Origin of the sequence: Pseudoalteromonas sp. M8, assembly GCF_018141365.1 — a bacterium.
Lineage (GTDB): Bacteria > Pseudomonadota > Gammaproteobacteria > Enterobacterales > Alteromonadaceae > Pseudoalteromonas.
The window spans coordinates 234,769-255,008 of record NZ_CP047240.1; the positions used below are offsets into that span (position 1 = coordinate 234,769).

17 protein-coding genes and 4 tRNA genes are annotated in these 20,240 nt (G+C 44.2%); 14 read left to right on the plus strand and 7 right to left on the minus strand.

The annotated features are described in order from the left end of the window. Nucleotides 1–68 precede the first annotated feature (68 nt). Complete coding sequence (locus tag GSF13_RS06175; RefSeq protein ID WP_102055885.1) at nt 69–518, minus strand: TIGR02444 family protein; 450 nt, start codon at nt 516–518, stop codon at nt 69–71. Continuing rightward, nucleotides 512–2,440 (minus strand): ATP-binding cassette domain-containing protein, encoded by a 1,929-nt coding sequence (locus GSF13_RS06180; protein ID WP_174170917.1) that lies wholly within the window; start codon nt 2,438–2,440, stop codon nt 512–514. Before GSF13_RS06180 ends, GSF13_RS06175 begins: the two co-directional genes overlap by 7 nt. Before the next feature lie 130 nt (nt 2,441–2,570). Here GSF13_RS06180 and GSF13_RS06185 point away from each other — a divergent pair, with 130 nt between their 5' ends. After that, nucleotides 2,571–2,771 (plus strand): YheV family putative zinc ribbon protein, encoded by a 201-nt coding sequence (locus tag GSF13_RS06185; RefSeq protein ID WP_010374531.1) that lies wholly within the window; start codon nt 2,571–2,573, stop codon nt 2,769–2,771. Nucleotides 2,772–2,799: 28 nt separating this feature from the next. Here GSF13_RS06185 and GSF13_RS06190 read toward each other — a convergent pair whose 3' ends face one another. Together GSF13_RS06190 and GSF13_RS06195 are read right to left on the minus strand one after the other, a co-directional pair. Further along, nucleotides 2,800–3,012: a SlyX family protein gene (locus tag GSF13_RS06190; RefSeq protein WP_010374533.1), complete on the minus strand. Its 213-nt coding sequence runs from the start codon at nt 3,010–3,012 to the stop codon at nt 2,800–2,802. Further along, a complete protein-coding gene (locus GSF13_RS06195) occupies nt 3,009–4,022 on the minus strand; it encodes a hypothetical protein (RefSeq protein WP_010607919.1) in 1,014 nt (337 codons plus the stop codon). Before GSF13_RS06195 ends, GSF13_RS06190 begins: the two co-directional genes overlap by 4 nt. A gap of 268 nt (nt 4,023–4,290) precedes the next feature. On the opposite strand from GSF13_RS06195, the gene fkpA reads away from it, so the two are divergent. Continuing rightward, on the plus strand, nt 4,291–5,043 hold the full coding sequence (gene fkpA, locus GSF13_RS06200; RefSeq protein WP_026001096.1) for an FKBP-type peptidyl-prolyl cis-trans isomerase: 753 nt from the start codon (nt 4,291–4,293) through the stop codon (nt 5,041–5,043). 76 nt (nt 5,044–5,119) lie between these two features. On the opposite strand, the gene GSF13_RS06205 is transcribed toward fkpA, so the two are convergent. Continuing rightward, nucleotides 5,120–5,590 (minus strand): Rsd/AlgQ family anti-sigma factor, encoded by a 471-nt coding sequence (locus tag GSF13_RS06205; RefSeq protein ID WP_010607921.1) that lies wholly within the window; start codon nt 5,588–5,590, stop codon nt 5,120–5,122. A 466-nt stretch (nt 5,591–6,056) separates the two neighbouring features. On the opposite strand from GSF13_RS06205, the gene hemE reads away from it, so the two are divergent. After that, nucleotides 6,057–7,121 (plus strand): uroporphyrinogen decarboxylase, encoded by a 1,065-nt coding sequence (gene hemE, locus GSF13_RS06210; protein WP_010374544.1) that lies wholly within the window; start codon nt 6,057–6,059, stop codon nt 7,119–7,121. Nucleotides 7,122–7,192: 71 nt separating this feature from the next. On the opposite strand, the gene GSF13_RS06215 is transcribed toward hemE, so the two are convergent. Continuing rightward, nucleotides 7,193–9,037, minus strand: a complete 1,845-nt coding sequence (locus tag GSF13_RS06215) for a M1 family metallopeptidase (RefSeq protein WP_211868959.1) — start codon at nt 9,035–9,037, stop codon at nt 7,193–7,195. A 183-nt stretch (nt 9,038–9,220) separates the two neighbouring features. On the opposite strand from GSF13_RS06215, the gene murB reads away from it, so the two are divergent. From murB to GSF13_RS24640, 11 genes are all read left to right on the plus strand, one after another. Beyond that, the gene (gene murB / locus GSF13_RS06220; RefSeq protein WP_211867521.1) at nt 9,221–10,240 is read left to right on the plus strand and encodes a UDP-N-acetylmuramate dehydrogenase; all 1,020 of its coding nucleotides are present in this window, start codon (nt 9,221–9,223) and stop codon (nt 10,238–10,240) included. Continuing rightward, nucleotides 10,227–11,219 carry a bifunctional biotin--[acetyl-CoA-carboxylase] ligase/biotin operon repressor BirA gene (gene birA, locus GSF13_RS06225; protein WP_174170915.1) on the plus strand — a complete coding sequence of 331 codons (993 nt, stop codon included), beginning with the start codon at nt 10,227–10,229 and terminating at the stop codon, nt 11,217–11,219. Before murB ends, birA begins: the two co-directional genes overlap by 14 nt. Continuing rightward, complete coding sequence (locus GSF13_RS06230; protein WP_010607927.1) at nt 11,216–11,908, plus strand: type III pantothenate kinase; 693 nt, start codon at nt 11,216–11,218, stop codon at nt 11,906–11,908. Before birA ends, GSF13_RS06230 begins: the two co-directional genes overlap by 4 nt. A gap of 124 nt (nt 11,909–12,032) precedes the next feature. Further along, nucleotides 12,033–12,108: transfer RNA gene (locus GSF13_RS06235), tRNA-Thr, on the plus strand. A gap of 48 nt (nt 12,109–12,156) precedes the next feature. Next, nucleotides 12,157–12,241: transfer RNA gene (locus GSF13_RS06240), tRNA-Tyr, on the plus strand. A 44-nt stretch (nt 12,242–12,285) separates the two neighbouring features. Continuing rightward, a tRNA-Gly gene (locus GSF13_RS06245) sits at nt 12,286–12,360 on the plus strand. Nucleotides 12,361–12,373: 13 nt separating this feature from the next. After that, nucleotides 12,374–12,449, plus strand: a tRNA-Thr gene (locus tag GSF13_RS06250). Between the two features lie 137 nt (nt 12,450–12,586). Next, on the plus strand, nt 12,587–13,771 hold the full coding sequence (tuf, locus tag GSF13_RS06255; protein WP_119230648.1) for an elongation factor Tu: 1,185 nt from the start codon (nt 12,587–12,589) through the stop codon (nt 13,769–13,771). Nucleotides 13,772–14,323: 552 nt separating this feature from the next. Then, a complete protein-coding gene (locus tag GSF13_RS06260; RefSeq protein ID WP_010607734.1) occupies nt 14,324–15,340 on the plus strand; it encodes a TAXI family TRAP transporter solute-binding subunit in 1,017 nt (338 codons plus the stop codon). 36 nt (nt 15,341–15,376) lie between these two features. Beyond that, nucleotides 15,377–17,287 (plus strand): TRAP transporter fused permease subunit, encoded by a 1,911-nt coding sequence (locus GSF13_RS06265; RefSeq protein ID WP_249122740.1) that lies wholly within the window; start codon nt 15,377–15,379, stop codon nt 17,285–17,287. Then, nucleotides 17,281–17,460, plus strand: a complete 180-nt coding sequence (locus GSF13_RS24640) for a hypothetical protein (RefSeq protein WP_249122741.1) — start codon at nt 17,281–17,283, stop codon at nt 17,458–17,460. The genes GSF13_RS06265 and GSF13_RS24640 overlap by 7 nt, the downstream gene beginning before the upstream one ends. A gap of 49 nt (nt 17,461–17,509) precedes the next feature. Here GSF13_RS24640 and plsB read toward each other — a convergent pair whose 3' ends face one another. Beyond that, nucleotides 17,510–19,936: a glycerol-3-phosphate 1-O-acyltransferase PlsB gene (plsB, locus tag GSF13_RS06270; protein WP_102055894.1), complete on the minus strand. Its 2,427-nt coding sequence runs from the start codon at nt 19,934–19,936 to the stop codon at nt 17,510–17,512. Between the last annotated feature and the right edge of the window lie 304 nt (nt 19,937–20,240).

Consider the following 20,240-nt stretch of genomic DNA (forward strand, 5'->3'; position numbering starts at 1 on the left):
AGGCTTGATCTCGATCAGGTTTTATATCTAAGTTGGGTAAATATCAGGGCTTATATTTATTTAATGGCTTAGAAGTCAGCCGTATTGAATAAAGCGTCGTACTCACTCTGACTCAAATAGAGCAGCACATTGCTACATGATTGCAGTGGCGCAAACGAAAAGCGCTTTAATGTTTCCAACAATAGCACTTGTTGGCGCTTTTCAAGCTCAAGCTCTGCAGTCAGCATCGCAGCTCGTAACTTTTTATAGTCTTGGTAGTCTTGATGATGTGTTTTTAGGGTATGGCGGATCGCGCGTTGGGGTTGTAGCACCGCTTGGTCAAATTGCTTAGCAGTCTTTACCAGTGCGGTTAGGGTGTCGGGGGTAATCGTCAGTGCTAAAGTGTCTAGGTAACAAAGTAACAGGCACAGGTTGATATTTTTGCCTGCAGCATCTTGCAAATTCAGCAGCCGCGATTGCATTTGCGGGCGGCTGTAGAACTCACAGGCAAACTGCCAAAAGTCTTCACGACTTAGCATATCTCTCCAGTCTCATCGAAATGATTTTGCTTTTCTTCTAACTCTTCCAATGCCATTAATAAGTTTTCTTCTGTGTCATTAAGCTCTGGGGTTATCTTGGCTTGTTTTGCCAGTAAGTCACTTAATTTTGCTTTGTTCTCGTCCGTGTATAGGCTGTTGTCAGCCAAAGCTTGCTCAATTTCCTCTGCTTGCTCTGTGAGCTTGTCGAGCTGTTTCTCGAGCTTTTCAATCGACTTTTTCAACGGCTGAATGGTTTTTCTGAATTCGGCTTCAAGACGCTTTTGCTCTTTACGATTGGCATTAGAGTTTTGCTTTGGTTCAGCCTCTGAGCCACTTGGTTTCGCTTGCTCTTTATTGGCATTCATAAGCCATTGGTAATAGGCATCTAAGTCATAGCCGAACTGAGAAACGGTTCCATTATCAACTAAATAGTACTCGTCAGCGGTATTTTTCAGCATGTGGCGATCGTGGGAAACCGTGACCATTGCACCCTCAAAACCTTGCAAGGCCATCACAAGTGCGTGTCGCATTTCTAAATCTAGGTGGTTGGTCGGCTCATCGAGTAACAGCAGGTTCGGCTTTTGATACACCAGCATCGCAAGTACGAGTCGTGCTTTTTCGCCACCAGAAAACGGCGCAACGGGTTCGAGAGCCTTATCACCATGAAAAGCAAAACCGCCCAAGAAATCACGAATAAGCTGCTCTGGTACTTTAGGGTCTAGACGTTGAATATGGGTAACCGCACTGGCCTCAAGATCGAGAGACTCAAGCTGATGCTGAGCAAAATAGCCGACATTTAATCCTTGGTGTTGAAATACTTCACCTGCTTGTGGGGTTAAATCGCCGGCAAGTAACTTGATTAGGGTCGATTTACCAGCACCGTTACGGCCAAGTAACGCAATACGGCTACCTGGGACCAGATTAAGCTTGATGTCATGCAAAATGGTAACGTCACCATAGCCCGCTTTGGCTTGCTCTAGTGTCATCAATGGATTAGGCAAGCTCGTTGGATCTGCAAATTCAAAATTAAATGGTGAATCTGCATGAGCGGGCGCGAGCATTTCCATGCGTTCAAGGGCCTTCACTCGACTTTGCGCTTGTTTTGCTTTACTCGCTTTCGCTTTAAAGCGGGTAATAAACTTCTCTAAATGTGCAATCGTTTCTTGTTGCTTCTCGTAAAGCGCTTGGTGCTGTGCCATGCGCTCTGCTTTTTGACGTTCAAACTGAGAATAGTGACCTTTATAGACGTTGATCTGCTGTTGGTCGATATGCCAAATCTCGCCAACAACTGCATCTAAAAATTCGCGGTCGTGAGAAATAAGCACTAATGTACCCTGATAGGCGCGCAAAAAGCGTTCTAGCCAATAAACAGCGTCCAAGTCCAAGTGGTTGGTTGGCTCATCCAGAAGCAATAAATCGGCATCGCGGATCAGCGCTTGCGCAAGGTTCAAGCGCATGCGCCAACCACCAGAAAAGTCGCTAACGGCAAACTCAATCTGTTCATTGCTAAAGCCAAGGCCATGGAGTAGTTCACCCGCTTTGGCTTCAATACTATACCCTTTGATATTCTCTAGCTGTTGGTGTGCTTGTGCTTGTAGTTCACCATCACCGTCCCGCTCCGCTTGTTGTAGTTGCGTTCTCAAAACATAGTATTCAGGGTGTCCCTGAAGTACATACTCGAGGGCGCTAATGGAGAGTGCAGGAGTTTCTTGTTTTACCGATGCAATAGACCAATCTTTTGGAATAGAAAAATCACCAGAATCGAGTTGCAGCTCACCTTTTAGCAGCGCAAAGAGAGATGATTTACCACAGCCATTGGCACCGACAAGGCCCGCCTTATGTTGCGGATAAAGCGTTGCATTAGCTTGTTTTAGCAGTGTTTTACTGCCACGAAGTAGCTCGATATCAGAAAGTTGGATCATAATTCTAAAAGTCTGTCTAAATTGCGCGCATCATAGCATGGATCCAATCCCTTACTCCAAGCGTATCATGACAAATAAAATTAGGATAAAATGACAAACCTTAAACTCGGTGTTCATTAGAGGTGTAGAGTTGAAAGTTAAGAAGCGTTTTATTGCAGGGGCAAGTTGTCCAGAATGCCAAAAAATCGACGTAATGATGCTCTACAAAGAGCATGATGTTGAAAAAGTTGAATGTGTTGAGTGTGGCCACGTAATGTCACAGCCGAAAGACGCGGTACAGGCTTCCACACGCCAGTTTGAGCAAGTCATTGGGGTGTTCAAACCGGAGTGAGTGTTCACCCCGGTTTTCAATTTATTTGTTAGTAGTGCGGTGGTGGTGGCTCTTGATGTTGAGGCATTAAACCCGGATCGCGGCCTTCCTTCATTTTCTCTGCCAATAGCTCAATTTGTCGTTGCATTTTAGCCAAGCGCTGCTGATGTGCCTTTAGCTCTTCATTTAAGGTTTCGATTGTATCTTCTTGAAAGGCAAGCTTAGCCTCAAGCTCAGTAATTCTGTTTTCGATTTCATTCATGGCTTTTTCACCTGCGCAAATTTTTCCAGTAGTCCGCTGGAACTTTCGGTTAGCAATGCAGTGTCTTGGTCTTGAAAAGCAACGTCAAATACAACCGCAGACTTAGGGCGGCTGCCTTCTCGAGGTTGTACACGCCAAGTTTGCAATCGTTCGCCATCACTCACTTGCCATAAAATAAGCTCGCGGTTAGGTGAGCCGGTAGCCAAGAGCGTTGCGTCTTGATTAAAGCGCACTGCACTGAAAATTTTCTGGCGAGCAATATACTGTAATTGCGCTTTGAGATCACCAGAAGTTAATTGCCAAATGCTCGCTTTTTTCATGCTATCTGCGGTAAAAGCAAATCTTCCTTGGTCATCTAATGCAACTTTGGTCACACGACTTGGGTGGTTAAAGCGGTGGATCACTTGCCCCGTTCTAGTATCCCAAAAGTAGGCGGTATAGTCGTTGCCTCCGGTTAAGGCAAAGTGACCATTGGGAGACATGGCAATAGAATTGATATTTTCTTGATGTCCAAGGAACTCTATCCGCCTTCCACTCTCTAAGTCGAGGTGAACGACAACGTTATCACTGCGGGCATAGAGTAAATATCGGCCCGCATTGCTAATTGCGATATCTCGAATAGTGCCAGACTCGATCTCAAAATATCCTAGGTTTTGACCGCTTTCGATGCTCCAGATGGCGAAAGTCTTATCAGTGGCAGTGACGGCCGTGGAGTTGTCATTAGCTAAAGCCAGTGAGTGAATGAGATCATCGGGGACATCGGAGTGACGCCATTGAAATTTGAGGCCTTGCTCTTGATTATCCCAAAGTACGGCCCCATGCTCTATGGAAGAAACAAGGCTGTAGTGACCGTCCGTAGAGATTGCTGCAGAAAATGCGCCTCTGCTGGCATGTTCCACGGTCATAACGGCTTTTGAAGTGTCAGGGCCACAGCCGGTTAAGGTGAAGCAACTTAGCATCGCGCATGCAAAGAGGAGGCTTGTCCACTTAATGTTGACGAGTTTGACCATAAGTTAGGTAAATCCTCCTTAACTCCGAAGTCTATCACAGGTAGACTAAAGGCACTAAAAACAAGATATTATTTTGATATTAGCGTATTAAAAGCGTAATGTCGTTACGCGATAATGGCAAGCAAATGCATATTGGCATTCTGATTAGAGAATGTTAATGTGGCTAGCACCTTTTCTTATTAATATAAAATTAACAATGGCACCGCATATCAAGCTCTCTTGCGCGAGCATTGGTGTTTTGATAGTAGGGACTGTCGGAGAGTTGAGAATGAAACAGACGATTAAACTGTCACTCGTTGCTGCTTCAGTGTTAGCACTAGTAGCGTGTAATAAAAAAGCAGAAGAGCAGAAGCCTGCTGAAGTTAAGCTAGATACAGAAGTGCAACAGCAAGCATACGGTATCGGTGCTTCAGTTGGTAACTTTTTGCAAAAAGACTTAGCGGATAAAAAAGAGCTAGGCATTGAACTTGATCAAGAGTTATTAATGCGTGGTTTTAAAGATGCACTGGCTGGTGAAGCTAAGCTGGATGAAGCAAAAATTCGTGAAGTACTCACTTCACTAGATTCTTCTGTTCGTGAAAAGCAAGCTGCTAAGGTTGAAGCTGACGCGAAGAAGAATAAAGAGGAAGGTGATAAGTACCTAGCTGAAAACGCGAAGAAAGAAGGCGTTCAGGTGACTGAGTCAGGTCTTCAATATGAAGTGCTAAGCGAAGGCGACGGTAAAAAGCCAGTCGCAACAGACAAGGTGACAGTACATTATAAAGGTACGTTGCTAGATGGTTCTGAGTTCGATAGTTCCTACGCACGTAATGAACCTGCTACTTTCAACCTAAATCAAGTAATTGCAGGTTGGACTGAAGGTCTACAGTTAATGAACACTGGCGCTAAGTATAAGTTTACTATTCCTGCGGAGCTTGCATACGGCACTCGTAACCTTGGTAAAATTCCAGCTAACTCAACACTGGTATTTGAAGTTGAACTGCTAGGTATCGAAGACGAAGCTGAAGAAGCTGCTGAATAATTTGGCAGTGTCCGTAAAGAAAAAGGTGAGATAGCTATCTCACCTTTTTTTATATTTTGGTGCCCGCAAATTTAGACTATTCAGTGTGATTAGAATAAAGGTTATCGATCAGTTCGTCTTCCAATTGGAAGCGTAACTCAAGCGTTTCACCTAATACAGACAAGTCGTTATCGAAGTCTGCTAATTCTTGCGTTTCTTGATTTACTTCAGCGTATTTGTCGTTGAAATCAAGTGCGGTATCAGTCGTATCTGTGATCCGAGGGTACAGTGACTGAGCTAATTTTGCGCTTTCAGGGCCTTTTTCTTGGCAGGCCTCAACAATGTTGTCATAAATTTCAAAATGACCAGCTGAAAGATAGTCCATCAAAATCTGGCAGAATGACTGAATGTCAACTTGCTCAGGAAGTGCTTTACCATTTCGAGTTGGTGAGCATCCTGCAACTTTATAATATAAAACCAATAGTTCCTGACGCTCTGCTAACCATGCATCAATAACACTATGGCTACCTCCCCATTTCTGTTGGGCTTGTTCTAACTGCGAAAGCATAGTGATTCTCCTTAAGCGGGTTACCTACCTCTATGGAAAGGGAAACGGGGCAAAAGGTCAACCAATTTTTTCTGTAAAAGCGTAAAAAGATCAAAAGATTATTGGTTTGATTATCGGGAATGTTAACAAATTCAGGAGGATAAAAATAAAAAAACCACCGAGAGAAACTCAAGGTGGTTCAAAATAGCAGTTTAGCTTGTTGCGTAATGTTGTTATTTTTTTAATTGAAGGTGTTTTGTTGTTATTTTTCTAACGCGGTAATTTTATACCAACCTTTTAATCGTGTTGCAAACAGTTTAATTGCTTGTTTCGGTAACTTTTACACAAGCTTATGAATTTGTTCCTAATAAAGTGAGGTTTAATCTAGATCATGACGAGGCGCTGGCAAGGATAGTTTAGATAGTGCCCATGTGCACTTAGTGATACAATCCGCACAATTGAATTTAAGTATTGGAATAGAGACGCTATGAGCGAATTAAAAAACGATCGTTATTTACGAGCGCTATTAAAACAACCAGTTGACGTCACACCAGTATGGATGATGCGCCAAGCTGGTCGTTATCTACCAGAGTATCGTGCCACCAGAGCACAAGCTGGTGACTTTATGAGCCTTTGTAAAAATGCAGAGCTGGCATGTGAAGTGACATTACAGCCGCTTCGTCGTTATCCACTAGATGCGGCGATTCTGTTTAGCGATATTTTGACTATTCCAGATGCAATGGGACTTGGACTTTACTTTGAAACCGGTGAAGGTCCAAAGTTTGAGCGTCCTATCCAATCGTTAGACGATGTTAAAAAGCTACCTAAATTGGATCCAACCGATGAGCTTGGTTATGTAATGAATGCGGTGAGCACAATTCGTCGTGAGCTTAAAGGTGAAGTACCACTTATTGGTTTCTCAGGCTCACCATGGACACTAGCGACTTACATGATTGAAGGCGGTAGCAGCAAAACATTCGGTAAGATTAAAAAGATGGCGTTTGCGGAGCCGCAGACACTACACCTACTGCTAGATAAAGTGGCTGATTCGGTTATCGACTACCTAAATGCGCAAGTAAAAGCGGGTGCTCAGTCGCTAATGATCTTCGACTCTTGGGGTGGAGTATTAAGCCCGCGTGACTACAAAGAGTTTTCACTACAATATATGCATAAAATTGTAGACGGTCTTATTCGTGAAAATGACGGTCGTAAAGTACCTGTGACATTATTCACGAAGAACGGCGGTCAATGGATTGAAGCGATTGCAGCCACTGGATGTGATGCAGTTGGCCTTGACTGGACGATTGATATTGCCGATGCAAAACGTCGTGTAGGCGATAAAGTTGCACTACAAGGTAATATGGATCCTTCAATGCTACACGGTACCCATGAGCGTATTCGTGAAGAAGTTCAGCATATATTAGCCGGCTTTGGCGAAGGTAATGGTCATGTGTTTAACTTAGGCCATGGTATTACGCCTGATGTTGACCCTGAAAATGCAGGTGTTTTCATCAACGCGGTTCACGAATTTAGCCGTCAATATCACAAGTAATTTAAGTTTGAACTTAAACTTAAAATAGAGAAGAGCGCTCACAGAAGCGCTCTTTTTGTTTTTGAAATGTATTATTCAAACAAAGCGTCGATGGTGCCTTGAGCAAGCGGGTGGTATCCCGGACGTGCTTGTTGGTAAACACGGTAAGCCCAGTCACGTTTACCATGCTTAATGAGTGACTTGTATAAATTCACAATAAGCTTGCGACGACCAATACTTACCAGGTGCTTTTCAAGGTCTGGGTAAATAGCTTGATAGCCGTTACCTACTGCTAGCATATACCAAGCAAATGCGCGTTCAGCGTTGGTCGATTGCGTCAGCTTAAATGCCTTGTCCAAGGCTTCCATACGCTCGATAGCGAGATCTCTTGGTAAGTTATTAATAAAGTGCAGCCACTCATGTACTGTCCAAGCGTCGGTCGGTAAATCTGCAAGTGTTTTCTCGTCTTTTAACCAAGCTTGAGTTAGCGCATCCACTTTTTCAAAGGCATCAGAAGTTGGGTTCGGTGCGTCGCTTGGCAAGCCTGGCTCATAAATCCACTCTTTGGCTTTTTCTAAGCTCACGATACCAGGATATTGCTGTAGTAAGTGTTTGTCTAAGTACGCGACGAATTCATCAGTAGTCAGAGATTTAAAAGAGAAAGTGTTAAAGTAGGTTTTAACAAACTTGTCGAACTTGTCACGACCAAACTTTTCTTCTAGATAAATAAGGAATAATTGACCTTTAGTGTAAGGTACAGAGCTGAACGCATCGTCAGGATCGCGGCCATTAAGCTCTAAATTCATGCGTGTATCAGGAGCGGCGATAGTTTTAAGTTGTGCACGCAGCCCAGCAGCGTCAAGTGCTTGCTCCATCACCGCGCGGTCACGACCAAACACTTCTTCCATAATACGGTTTTCAACGTAAGAGGTGAAACCCTCATTTAGCCATAGGTCTTCCCACGTCGCGTTGGTCACTAAGTTGCCAGACCAAGAGTGCGCTAACTCATGGGCGATTAGGTTTACTAAACTTTTGTCACCGGCAACTACGGTTGGCGTGATAAATGACAGGCGTGGATTTTCCATACCTCCAAACGGGAAGCTAGGCGGCAACATGAGCAGGTCGTATCTACCCCAAGCGTATTCACCATACATGGCATTGGTTTTGTCGATCATCGCTTGTGTATCGTTAAACTCTGCAACAGAGGCATCGAGGATTTGCGGTTCTGCAAAAATCGCAGTTTGGTGCGACATCTCTTTATATTCAAGGTTACCTGCACCAATTGCAATTAGGTACGGTGGGATAGCTTGCGGCATATCAAACCAATAATCGCCATCTTTGATCAATGCGCCGGTATTGTCCGCACTCATTACCGCACGCACATCTTTAGGCGTATGTACGCGAGCAGAGTAAGTCACACGCATTGCTGGCGTATCCTGCACAGGGATCCAACTACGAGCATGAATAGCTTGAGACTGGCTATACATAAATGGGTGAGATTTACTTGCGGTTTGCTGCGGTGTTAACCACTGTAGACCTGATGCTACTGGCAAGCTGTTGTAATAAATACGTGCTTTTTTTGCTTGCTCTTTAAAGTGAATAGTTAACTTAGCACCTTTCACATCATCGCGCTTGGCAAGATCAAACTTGGCGGTATGCCATTTATCATCTCTACCTTGATACATCACTTTGTCGATTTCGAGGTCACGCGTATCTAGTACCAGTGTTCTTGCTTGGCGGTTCTGCCAATCTAGCGTGTGTTCAACAAAACCTTCTAGCTGCTTATCTTCAAAGTCAACGTCTAGGTCTAAATGCAAGTGTGTGGTAATAACATCGTTAAGATTGGCGTAAGTGTGTTGGTCAACGGCTGCGTTTACATCAGCAGTGTGGACAAGGCCAGCCATGGCAAGGCTGAGCGTAAGTGCCGAAAGTTTCATCATAATGCTGCTCTTATAAAAAGAATATTCCCAATTAGAACGGCTAACATAACTAATTTCTAACCATTTAAACAGTATTAGCCGATGGGTTACATAAAATGATGGGTAAGATGACGTTAATGCGTAAGTCAGGGCAATGCGCTACACTAGCGCCAGTTTAGTTAATATTGGCAAGGTGCTGCAGTGACTAGTTTGCAGTCTTATCACACTTTTTCGCTGCCGTCGGGTTGCGAGTCCCTTATCGTTATCACAGATCCACATGCGCTGGTTGAGCTCGATTTCAGTCGTCCTTTCTTTTTAATTGGGGAAGGGAGTAATACCATTTTTCTGGAAGACTATGCTGGAACCGTTATTAAGCTTGCGACCTTAGGTGTCGATATCGAGCAACAAGATGATAGTTATGTTGTTACAGTCGCAGCTGGAGAAAACTGGCACCAGCTCGTTACAAAGCTGCTTGATAACGAAATTGACGGGTTAGAAAATCTCGCGCTGATCCCTGGTACTGTTGGTGCGGCGCCGGTACAAAATATCGGCGCCTACGGCGTTGAAGTATCACAATTTATCACCGCCGTTAGAGGGTTTGATATCGCTGAGCGGCGCTTCACGACATTAACAAATGCCGAGTGTGAATTTGGCTATCGAGATTCAGTCTTTAAACACCGCCTAAAAGATAAGTTTGTTATTACTGAAGTGACATTGACTTTGCCTAAACGTTGGCAGCCAACGTTAAGTTATGGCCCTCTACAAAGCTTGAGTGATACAGCAACCGCGCAAGAGATTTGTGAAGCGGTGATAGTTACTCGAAACAGTAAATTGCCCGATCCTGCGACGCTTGCAAATGCCGGGAGCTTTTTTAAAAACCCAGTAGTTGATAGGGCGTTTGCAGCTCAGTTGCAAAGTAAATTTCCAGAGATGCCAGCGTTTGATGTGGACAATGACCATGTAAAACTTGCGGCTGGCTGGTTAATTGACAAAGCGGGTCTAAAAGGCTGCCACCGTGGAGCCATTCGTGTGTATGAGAAACAAGCACTGGTACTTGTTCATACTGGTGGCAGCACCGGTGAAGATTTAACACAGTTAGTGAGCCATATTCAGCAAACCGTTTGGCAAAAATTTGCTGTGTTACTCGAGCATGAAGTGCGCCTTATAACAAAGCATGGTGAATGTCAGTTACAAAGTGTGGAATGCCATGAAAACGCCTGATCATAAAAAGCAAACGATTTTAGCGGCCTTGAATAAAGGAGAATTTATCTCAGGGCAAGAACTTGGCGAGCAATTAGGTATTAGTCGCGCGGCTATTGCGAAGCATATAGCGGCGTTGCAAGAGATGGGCGTGGATATTTTTCGAGTCAATGGCCGCGGTTATAAACTCAATTATAGCTTACCGCTTATTCATCAAAGTAAGTTGAATACTCTATGGCAACAGCAGTTTCAAAGTGAGTGTCCAATCGAATATCACGCAATTATAGACTCAACGAATAGCGAGCTAATGCGTCGTTTGCAGGACAAGCAGAATATAGGCTCAGGCCATGTCTTGGTGGCTGAAATGCAGCAAGCTGGCAGAGGGCGCAGAGGTCGGGTATGGCAATCGCCCTTTGGTGCTAACCTTTATTACAGTTATTACTGGCAGTTTGACGCTGGCATGCAAGCGGCGATGGGCTTATCCATTGCTGTAGGACTTGCAGTATATGATGCGTTAAAGGTCCTTTATGGTATTTCCGTTGAACTAAAATGGCCAAACGATATATATCTCAACCAGCAAAAACTGGCGGGGATCTTGGTTGAACTAGAGGGGCAGGTGGAAGGGCCTTGCCATCTCGTGATTGGGATTGGGCTAAATATATGCATGCCAGAATCTGCCTCTAAACACATCGATCAAGCTTGGACAGATCTGCAAACGCACTTAGGCCAAATTGATAAAAATCAGTTAGTGGTGCAGCTCACTCACTCTTTGTCTGAGCGTCTTGCCCAGTATAAAGAGTCTGGACTGAGCGAAATGGTGACCGAATGGAATAGTCTAAATGCCTTTAAAGGTGACGCAGTGACCTTGAGTACAGGACAAAGAGAATGGCGTGGGATCTGTGAAGGCATCGATATGCAAGGAGGCTTATTGCTTAGGCAAGATGGTGAGCTTAAAGCTTTTTATGGCGGTGAAATTTCGTTAAGAAAGGTGATATCGTGAAACTGCTAATCGACGTAGGTAATACTGCAGTTAAATATGCGCTTGAGCATGAAGGCCGTATTAGTCCAGTAAAAGAAAGTGATATTGAATGGCAAAAGCTAACCGCAATTGTCTGCTCTCAGGTTGGTAAGGTGGCGGGATTACAGTGGGTGGAAAGTCGTGCCTCTGAGTTTGGTCTTGTGCTAGAGCAAGCACAAGTATCGGCAAGGCGAGCTGGGGTAACTTGCGCCTATCCTAGTTTTAAAAATTTGGGAATTGATAGGTGGCTTGCGGTACTCGCCGCGCATGCTCTATATCCAACACAAGATATTATCGTAATTGATTCTGGCACTGCGACCACGGTTGATGTAGTGACTGCACATGGGATACACATGGGAGGGTGGATTTTACCAGGTATCGATCTCATGATTTCCAGTATTACCGCGCGTGCAGAGCGGGTATTTTGTGATGAGAACACGCCTTTTGCCGCAGAATTTGCTAAAAATACACCAGAGGCGGTGAAAAATGGTGCGTTAGCCGCAACACTTGGGCTCGTACATAGTGCAAAACAGCAACTTAATAATGAGTCTGCGTTGGTATTGTGTGCAGGTGGATATGGCGAGTTAATAAAAAATCATGTGGCGTCAGCGGTTTTTGATGACCTTTTGGTATTCAAAGGGCTGTCAGTTTGGTGGAAAAACCCACAATAACTGTAAAAATGTCATGGGATTGGCTTAAAACTGAGCGTTTGAACAATAAATTTAAATTTTTTTGCATATTCCTGTTGCATCAAGTCAATGGTTGCTCTAATATCTCGCCCCGTACTAAAGCAGTGCCGACTTAGCTCAGTTGGTAGAGCAACTGACTTGTAATCAGTAGGTCATCCGTTCGACTCGGATAGTCGGCACCATCTTTTTACCCTATCTTGTATAGGATGCTTTAGGAAAGAATTTTACGTGGAGGGGTTCCCGAGCGGCCAAAGGGATCAGACTGTAAATCTGACGGCTCAGCCTTCGCTGGTTCGAATCCAGCTCCCTCCACCACTTTATTCTTGACGGTTAGAGGTAGTTAAGAACAGGTTCCTAAAGCGGGCATCGTATAATGGCTATTACCTCAGCCTTCCAAGCTGATGATGCGGGTTCGATTCCCGCTGCCCGCTCCAGTTCGTCTGGCGTGCTGATATAGCTCAGTTGGTAGAGCGCACCCTTGGTAAGGGTGAGGTCGGCAGTTCAAATCTGCCTATCAGCACCAGTCTCCGAAGAATCTTCTCAAATACTTCCTTTGAATTGTCGAAAAAATATTTATAATAGACTGAATAATTCTAATCCACACTCGTCGTGGATTATTTTTATATGTAATCTAGATACACAAAACTTATAGGTTTCGTCATGGCAAAAGAAAAGTTTGAACGCGTAAAACCGCACGTAAACGTAGGTACAATCGGCCACGTTGACCACGGTAAAACAACTCTAACTGCAGCAATCACTAACGTACTTGCAAAAGTATACGGTGGTGAAGCAAAAGACTTCGCATCAATCGATAACGCTCCAGAAGAGCGTGAGCGTGGTATCACAATCTCAACTTCACACGTTGAGTATGACACACCAACTCGTCACTATGCACACGTAGACTGTCCAGGACACGCTGACTATGTTAAAAACATGATCACAGGTGCTGCACAGATGGACGGCGCGATCCTAGTAGTTGCAGCTACTGACGGTCCTATGCCTCAAACACGTGAGCACATCCTACTTTCTCGTCAGGTTGGTGTACCTTACATCATCGTATTCATGAACAAATGTGACATGGTTGACGACGAAGAGCTACTAGAGCTAGTAGAGATGGAAGTTCGTGAACTACTTTCTGAGTACGACTTCCCAGGTGATGACCTACCACTAATCCAAGGTTCAGCGCTTAAAGCACTAGAAGGCGAAGAGCAGTGGGAAGCGAAGATCGTTGAGCTTGCAGAAGCACTAGATTCTTACATCCCAGAGCCAGAGCGTGACATCGATAAGCCATTCATCATGCCTATCGAAGACGTATTCTCAATCCAGGGTCGTGGTACAGTAGTAACAGGCCGTGTAGAAGCTGGTATCATCAACGTGAACGACGAAGTAGAAATCGTAGGTATCAAAGAAACTACGAAGACAACTTGTACGGGTGTTGAGATGTTCCGTAAGCTTCTAGACGAAGGTCGTGCGGGTGAGAACATCGGTGCACTACTACGTGGTACTAAGCGTGATGAAGTAGAGCGTGGTCAAGTACTATGTAAGCCTGGTTCAATCAAGCCACACACAAAATTCACTTCAGAAGTATACGTACTTTCGAAAGATGAAGGTGGTCGTCACACTCCTTTCTTCAAAGGTTACCGTCCACAGTTCTACTTCCGTACAACAGACGTAACTGGTGACATCCAGCTACCAGACGGCGTAGAAATGGTAATGCCAGGCGACAACATCAAGATGACTGTTGAGCTAATCGTACCAATCGCGATGGACGAAGGTCTACGTTTCGCTATCCGTGAAGGTGGCCGTACAGTAGGCGCTGGTGTTGTAGCAACAATCGAAGAGTAATCTGTAGATTGTCGTAACACACATAAAAAAGGTCGTTCTCTGATAAAGAGTACGGCCTTTTTTAATGCCTTGTAGATGCGATTTTATATCGCGATCAATGAAAGGGTCATCCTCCAATAAGGCGTACAGACTTTTTAATGCCTCGTAGCAGCGATTTTATATCGCGACCAGTGAAAAGGGTCATTCTCAAATAAGAAATACAGATTTCTTAATACCTCGTAGCAGCGATTTTAGATCGCGATCAATGAAAAGGGTCATTCTCAAATAAGAAATACAGACTTTTTAATGCCTCGTAGCAGCGATTTTATATCGCGACCTGCGAACAGGGTCATTCTCCTATAGAAGCATCATTCCTGTCATTGTGATGTTTATAACGAACAACTCGATAATGTTCTTATATTTGCTTTCGATAGCTTAAAATCCATATTCTCACCATTTAATCTCCCTATTCTATATGCTGATATCCTGCCACCAGCCACGTAAAAATTTGGTTAATTGCGTAAAGGTGTGCACAATAAGCCCATATAAAACCTAAAATTAGGGAGTGTAAAGATGTTAGGTCTTTCGGCTCGCACAATTTCTGCTGTGCTCAGTATCACAATGTCACTATGTACTTTTGCAAGCTTTGCTAATGTAGATAAAGACAGATCCTATATTTTGGCGACAGCCTCATCTGGTGGCACTTTTTACCCAGTAGGCGTCGCGATTGCGACACTAACTAAGCTAAAAGTCACGCCGCAGCATGGCATGAGTGTCTCGGCCATTACCTCTGCCGGCTCTGGTGATAACCTCAAACTCATGCGTAATAAAGAAGCTGAACTGGCTATTCTACAGGGTCTTTACGGTGCGTGGGCGACGCAGGGGACGGGGGCAATGGCACCCGTTGGTAAACAAGATTATCTGCGTTCTGTGACTATGTTGTGGCAAAACGTAGAGCACTTTGTCATTGCTAAGAAGTATGCCAAAACGGGCAACGTCTCAGATTTGAAAAACCTATATTCACAAGGGTTTGGCATTGGTAAGCGTAACTCTGGAACGGAAGGTTCTGGGAAGCACATCATGGCTGCACTGGGCGTTGATAGTGACAAATTCACTTTGGTGCATAAAGGTTACGCGGGCTCTTCTAGCGCCCTACAAAATGGTCAGATTGCGGGAATGAATATTCCAGCAGGAGTACCTGTCAGCGCTATTACAAGTGCTTATGCAGCCGATGCCAATGGTATCGCGGTGCTGGATTTTACTGATGAGCAGCTAAATAAAGTCAACGCTGAGGTAGAGCTATGGTCACGCTTCGAGATCCCAGCTAACACTTACCCCGGCCAAACTAACGCAATCAAAACGATTGCCCAGCCAAACTTTCTTGCTGCACATAAAGACATGAGTGAGGAAGATGTATATCTGCTCACCAAGGCAATTTATGAAAATTTAGTCTTTCTTCAAACCATCCATAAAGCGACTAAAGCCATGGCGATAGAAAAGGCACTCATGGGACTGCCTGCAAAACTACATCCCGGTGCGCTGAAGTATTATAAAGAAATAGGTATTGCCGTACCTGCTCATCTGCAGTAGCGCCGTCAACTAAGTAAAACGGGATAGTATCTATCAATGAGTAATAGTAGCAATGAGCAAAGCACATTAGTAGCACCAACAGCAGCTCGTGAGCGGATCGCTTTTTATTTAGCGATACTCACGAGTTTGTTGCACCTCTATTTTAACTTGGTCGCCACTTGGCCGGATAACTATATTTCAGCCATTCACTTCATGCTATTTGGTAGCATTATCTTGCTCACCTTACCACTTAGAGTTGGCAAATTAGCAGTGCTTTCTAGCGTTATTGATATCGGGCTGTTTATCGGTTTAATCGTGAGCTGTGGCTATCTTGTTCTGTACAGTGATGCGCTGGCTGCGCGTAATTATGAATTTGCTACGGCTGACTGGATAGCATCTTCCACCGCTGTACTCCTCGCGCTTGAGTTGGTCCGGCGCTGTATGGGCTGGTTTATCCCGATGATGATCCTACTGGCGATGAGCTATGTATTGTTTTTGGGACAGTATATCGATGGCGTGTTTCATTTTGCTGGTTTAAGCGCAGAAACTATTTTATTTCGCAATTACTTTGATGACGGCTTGTTTGGATCTATTGCTAAAATTTCTTGGACGTTTGTTTTTATGTTTATCCTGTTTGGCGCATTTCTAGTCCAAGCAGGAACAGGGGATTTTATCATTCGCTTTGCCAATGCGCTTGTCGGTCGCATGGTTGGCGGACAGGGACTTGTTGCTGTTGTGAGCTCGGGTATGATGGGCTCCGTATCGGGCTCTGCTATCGCGAATACAGCGGCGACTGGGGTGATCACCATTCCATTAATGAAGAGAGCTGGCTTTCCTGCAAAGTTTGCGGCAGCAGTTGAAGCCGGAGCATCGACTGGAGGTCAGCTGATCCCGCCGATTATGGGGGCAGGTGTATTTGTGATGGCCTCTTATACTCAAATTCCTTATCTTACGATAATTTCGGCGGCCTTTGTTCCCGCACTGCTTTATTTCGCATCTATTGCCATCTTTGTACGTATCCAAGCTAAACGTTTGAATATCCAGCCAGCATTAGAGTCAGAGCAATTAAGTGCTTGGCAAGAACTGAAGTCCGGTTGGCATCATTTATTACCTATCGTGTTGCTCGTAACATTGATGATTTATGGCTTTACGCCAACTTATGCAGTTAGTATTGCGACGCTCAGTGTGTGTCTGTTTTCTTTGTTTTCATCTTCGCCGATGAGGTGGTCAAAGATTTTGGCTGCGCTTGCGAATGCAACTGAAAACAGCGCTAAGACAGCAATATTATTGGTGGCCATTGGTATGCTGGTTAATTGTATTTCGATCAGCTCCTTAGGGGTTACTTTTTCTCTAATGATAAATGAATGGGCGGGAGCAAGCTTGATACTGTTGTTGGTATTGATTGCATTGGCCTCGTTAATTATCGGTATGGGACTGCCAGTGACGGCATCGTATATTGTGTTGGCAACGCTTTCTGCACCGGCTTTGTATGGCTTGATCAGCCAGTCAGCACTGGTAGAGATCATAGTAAATGGTCAACTCAATGACACTGCGACGATGATGATGAGTATGATGGCGCCAGCGCTAGGAGAGATATACAACCAGCCAAATATTACAGCGGCTCAAGTGTCTACTATTTTGGCAAGCTTGCCGCCAGAGGCTATTGATATTATTCGCAGTAGCCAATTTGATGCCACGCATTTGGCCATGATGCTACTTTCTGCCCATATGATTATTTTTTGGTTATCGCAAGATAGCAATGTGACACCGCCGGTATGCTTGGTCGCTTTTACCGCCGCGGGAATTGCCAAAACACCGCCGATGGCAACAGGTATAGAAGCATGGAAAACGGCCAAAGCGCTATACATCGTTCCCTTACTGTTTGCTTATACACCGTTTATTGGGGGAGTAACTTCGAGATCATGCAGGTTTTTTTCACCGCGCTTGTGGGAATGTACGCTTTGGTAGCAGCGATATACGGTTATGCAGAGGCGAAGCTCAATAAACCAATCAGGATGGTGTTAGCGCTTTTAGGTATCGCTTTAGTTTGGCCGCATCAAATGATCTCTGTAGATATAGCGGCGGCACTATGTGTTATTGCTGTTGTTATAAAGCAAGTAGTAGATAATCGTCTAACTTAAGCTTTGCTATGCACCATAAAGTAGGCCCCTAAATTGGGGCCTTATGATATTAGACGATATGCTGAATAGACTGATGTATTCGAGCAGGTAGCAGGGTTTTTAAGTACTGCTCTAAAGTATGTAGTGATTCTGTGCCGCGAATGCCCACGGCTTCATCTTGTTCTATAAAGCCTTGCTCTTTTAGACTAGTAACAAACGCACTGAGCACTTTTTTATCAAAAAACTCTGGGCTTTTGATACCGTGTAAAGTTCCTAGTCGGTCGGCAAGAAGTGCACTTTCTTTTTCAAGCTCGCTACGACTTAATCCTTGATGACGCTTAACGAGGTTAATCGTGATTGCATAGCGTTCAAGCGTTAAGTGGATCACTTTACCTAGCATTTCTAATTGTGCCAATGCGCTACCATCTTTGTTAACTGAGGCAAGGTGACCATCAAAGGTGATCAGATCCTTAGCCGCAAAGTATTCAAAAATGGACTCTATATATCCTGTCTTAAGGTCTGTTAAGAACCACTCTTTTGCAAACAAGGGATACAACAGCGCTACCTCCTTGCGGCACTCATCAACAGTCAAGCTGTAGCGATTGAAGAGCTGCTGAGCGATTAAGCTTGGTACGGCAAACAGGTGCAGAATATTGTTACGGTAATAATTAAGCAGAGCGCGTTCTTTTTCCTTAACACTAATGATGCTGCCAAAACTGTCTTCAATAATATCGAACTTATCAAGCTTAAGCGCATGATCGAGTAGGCCCTCAGGACTCGAATCTGGCACCGTCGCATTGTCGTGATAAGGTGCATGTCTGTGTAGTCCAAGATACAAATCGAGCTGTTGTAGCAGTTGTGATTTAGGCAATGCAAATTGCTCGTTACTCAGCAAAATTGTCGCAAGCAAATTAACTGAGTTCAGTGCTGCTGAGTTATTTATCTCAGTCATGATGACATCAGCGAGATCGGCAACTTGCTTGTTCAGCCAAGCTGGCTTTTGAGTTTCGGTGGGGTGGATAGAATCACGCCAATCTGGTTGATGTTCATTTAAAAATTGGTTGACGGATATCGGATCGCCAAAATTTAAATACCCTCTACCATAGTTTTTAAGGTTCTTAATCGCCTTAAAAATACCAAAGATAGACTCATTTTTCTTACTGTTGCCAGCCAGCTCTTTGAGGTAGGTGTTGATCTCCATAACATGTTCGTAGCCGAGATAAACGGGCACTAATGATATAGGTCTATCAATGCCGCGAAGCATAGATTGCAGTGTCATTGCCAGCATCCCCGTTTTTGGTGGTAGTAGACGACCTGTACGACTGCGGCCGCCTTCGGTATAAAACTTAACGGAATACCCTTTGATAAATAACTGACTTAAATATTCCTTGAATACCGCGGAATAGAGTTTGTTGCCCGAAAAAGAGCGGCGAATAAAGAAGGCACCACTACGACGAAAAATCGGGCCCGCAGGGAAAAAGTTGAGATTAACGCCAGCTGCGATATGCGGTGGTACTAAACCCTGATGGTAAATCACATAAGTTAGCAGCAAGTAATCCATATGGCTACGATGACATGGCACGTAAATGATCTCGTGTCCTTTGTCCGCAAGTGCTTGTACTTTGTCTGAGTTATTAACTTCAATACCATTATAAAGCTTGTTCCACAGCCAAGTGAGGGCCCTGTCAGCTACGCGCACCATGGCGTCTGAATAGTTTGCGGCTATTTCGTCTAATAATCTAAGTGCTTGTAATCTTGCTTCTTCCTGACTTAGACCTTTTGCCTTTGCTTCTTCTGCAATGGCCTTTTTAATGCTTTGCGACGCTAAGATAGAATTAAATAGCTGCTCACGTGATGGTAATTTGGGGCCGGTAGCAGCCAACTTTTGACGACGGAAGTGCACGCGTGCAACGCGCAGCAGCTTATGTGGCAGCTCCTCAACGTCTGCTTTATCGTTTAACAATTGGTTGAGTTCAATCGGGCGGGAAAATCGAACAAAGTTATCCCTGCCTGAAAACAAGATCACAAAGCATTTGCGTAGCCAGCTCGGTGTTAATGAGTTGGATAATAAGGTTCCCACACCAGGCTTTTCTTTACCTGGATTACGACCCCACAATATAGTGACTGGAATAACTTGCGCATCGGTATTGTCGTTATCTTTTAAGGCTTCAAAAATCGCTTTGCTATGTTCAAGCGCATCACTTGGTTTATGACTATTACCAAAGACACTTGGCGGAGTCTGGATCCCAACAAAACGATTGAGCTCTTTATTGCCAATTCGCGCTTTTTGAGACGGCCTTGGTAAACCAAGCTTTTTACACATAACGTCTAGCGCGACCATGTCTGATACCGAGTCGAGTCTCGCTACATAAAATGTGGGAATGCTGGGATCTAGCTCGTAATCCTCAATGGGATGCTCTGGCAATACTTTACTTTTAACAAAAAGCCAGTTGCTACAGCGAGCGATGGTTGTTAGCAAATAAGAAAAAATCTGCATGGGAATACCGAACAATTATCATTAACCATAGAATACCAAGATTTAACTGGACTGACCATTTTCAAAGGTGTCATCCATGTTTTCCTGCCGCAATATATCTATGGAAGATTAACAGAAGCAAATGCTTGAGTAGAGTGAATTTTGCTCTAAGTGCTTTTTGTGAGTGAAATATTGTGTATGTTCAATGCGCTTTATCTGCGCGACAGCGCCTACGGATCCGAGCGATAAAATTACTTTGTATTAGTTGTTGCATTTATCACCAATATCACTATAATATGCAGACTTTCTTGACCATAGTGTCTAG

Coding starts and splice junctions, on each gene's coding strand:
- GSF13_RS06215 (WP_211868959.1), bottom strand. CDS start 9,037: ATGAAACTTTCGGCACTTACGCTCAGCCTTGCCATGGCTGGCCTTGTC.
- fkpA (WP_026001096.1), top strand. CDS start 4,291: ATGAAACAGACGATTAAACTGTCACTCGTTGCTGCTTCAGTGTTAGCA.
- GSF13_RS06205 (WP_010607921.1), bottom strand. CDS start 5,590: ATGCTTTCGCAGTTAGAACAAGCCCAACAGAAATGGGGAGGTAGCCAT.
- hemE (WP_010374544.1), top strand. CDS start 6,057: ATGAGCGAATTAAAAAACGATCGTTATTTACGAGCGCTATTAAAACAA.
- GSF13_RS06260 (WP_010607734.1), top strand. CDS start 14,324: ATGTTAGGTCTTTCGGCTCGCACAATTTCTGCTGTGCTCAGTATCACA.
- GSF13_RS06195 (WP_010607919.1), bottom strand. CDS start 4,022: ATGGTCAAACTCGTCAACATTAAGTGGACAAGCCTCCTCTTTGCATGC.
- GSF13_RS06265 (WP_249122740.1), top strand. CDS start 15,377: ATGAGTAATAGTAGCAATGAGCAAAGCACATTAGTAGCACCAACAGCA.
- GSF13_RS06190 (WP_010374533.1), bottom strand. CDS start 3,012: ATGAATGAAATCGAAAACAGAATTACTGAGCTTGAGGCTAAGCTTGCC.
- GSF13_RS06180 (WP_174170917.1), bottom strand. CDS start 2,440: ATGATCCAACTTTCTGATATCGAGCTACTTCGTGGCAGTAAAACACTG.
- birA (WP_174170915.1), top strand. CDS start 10,227: ATGAAAACGCCTGATCATAAAAAGCAAACGATTTTAGCGGCCTTGAAT.
- tuf (WP_119230648.1), top strand. CDS start 12,587: ATGGCAAAAGAAAAGTTTGAACGCGTAAAACCGCACGTAAACGTAGGT.
- GSF13_RS06175 (WP_102055885.1), bottom strand. CDS start 518: ATGCTAAGTCGTGAAGACTTTTGGCAGTTTGCCTGTGAGTTCTACAGC.
- plsB (WP_102055894.1), bottom strand. CDS start 19,936: ATGCAGATTTTTTCTTATTTGCTAACAACCATCGCTCGCTGTAGCAAC.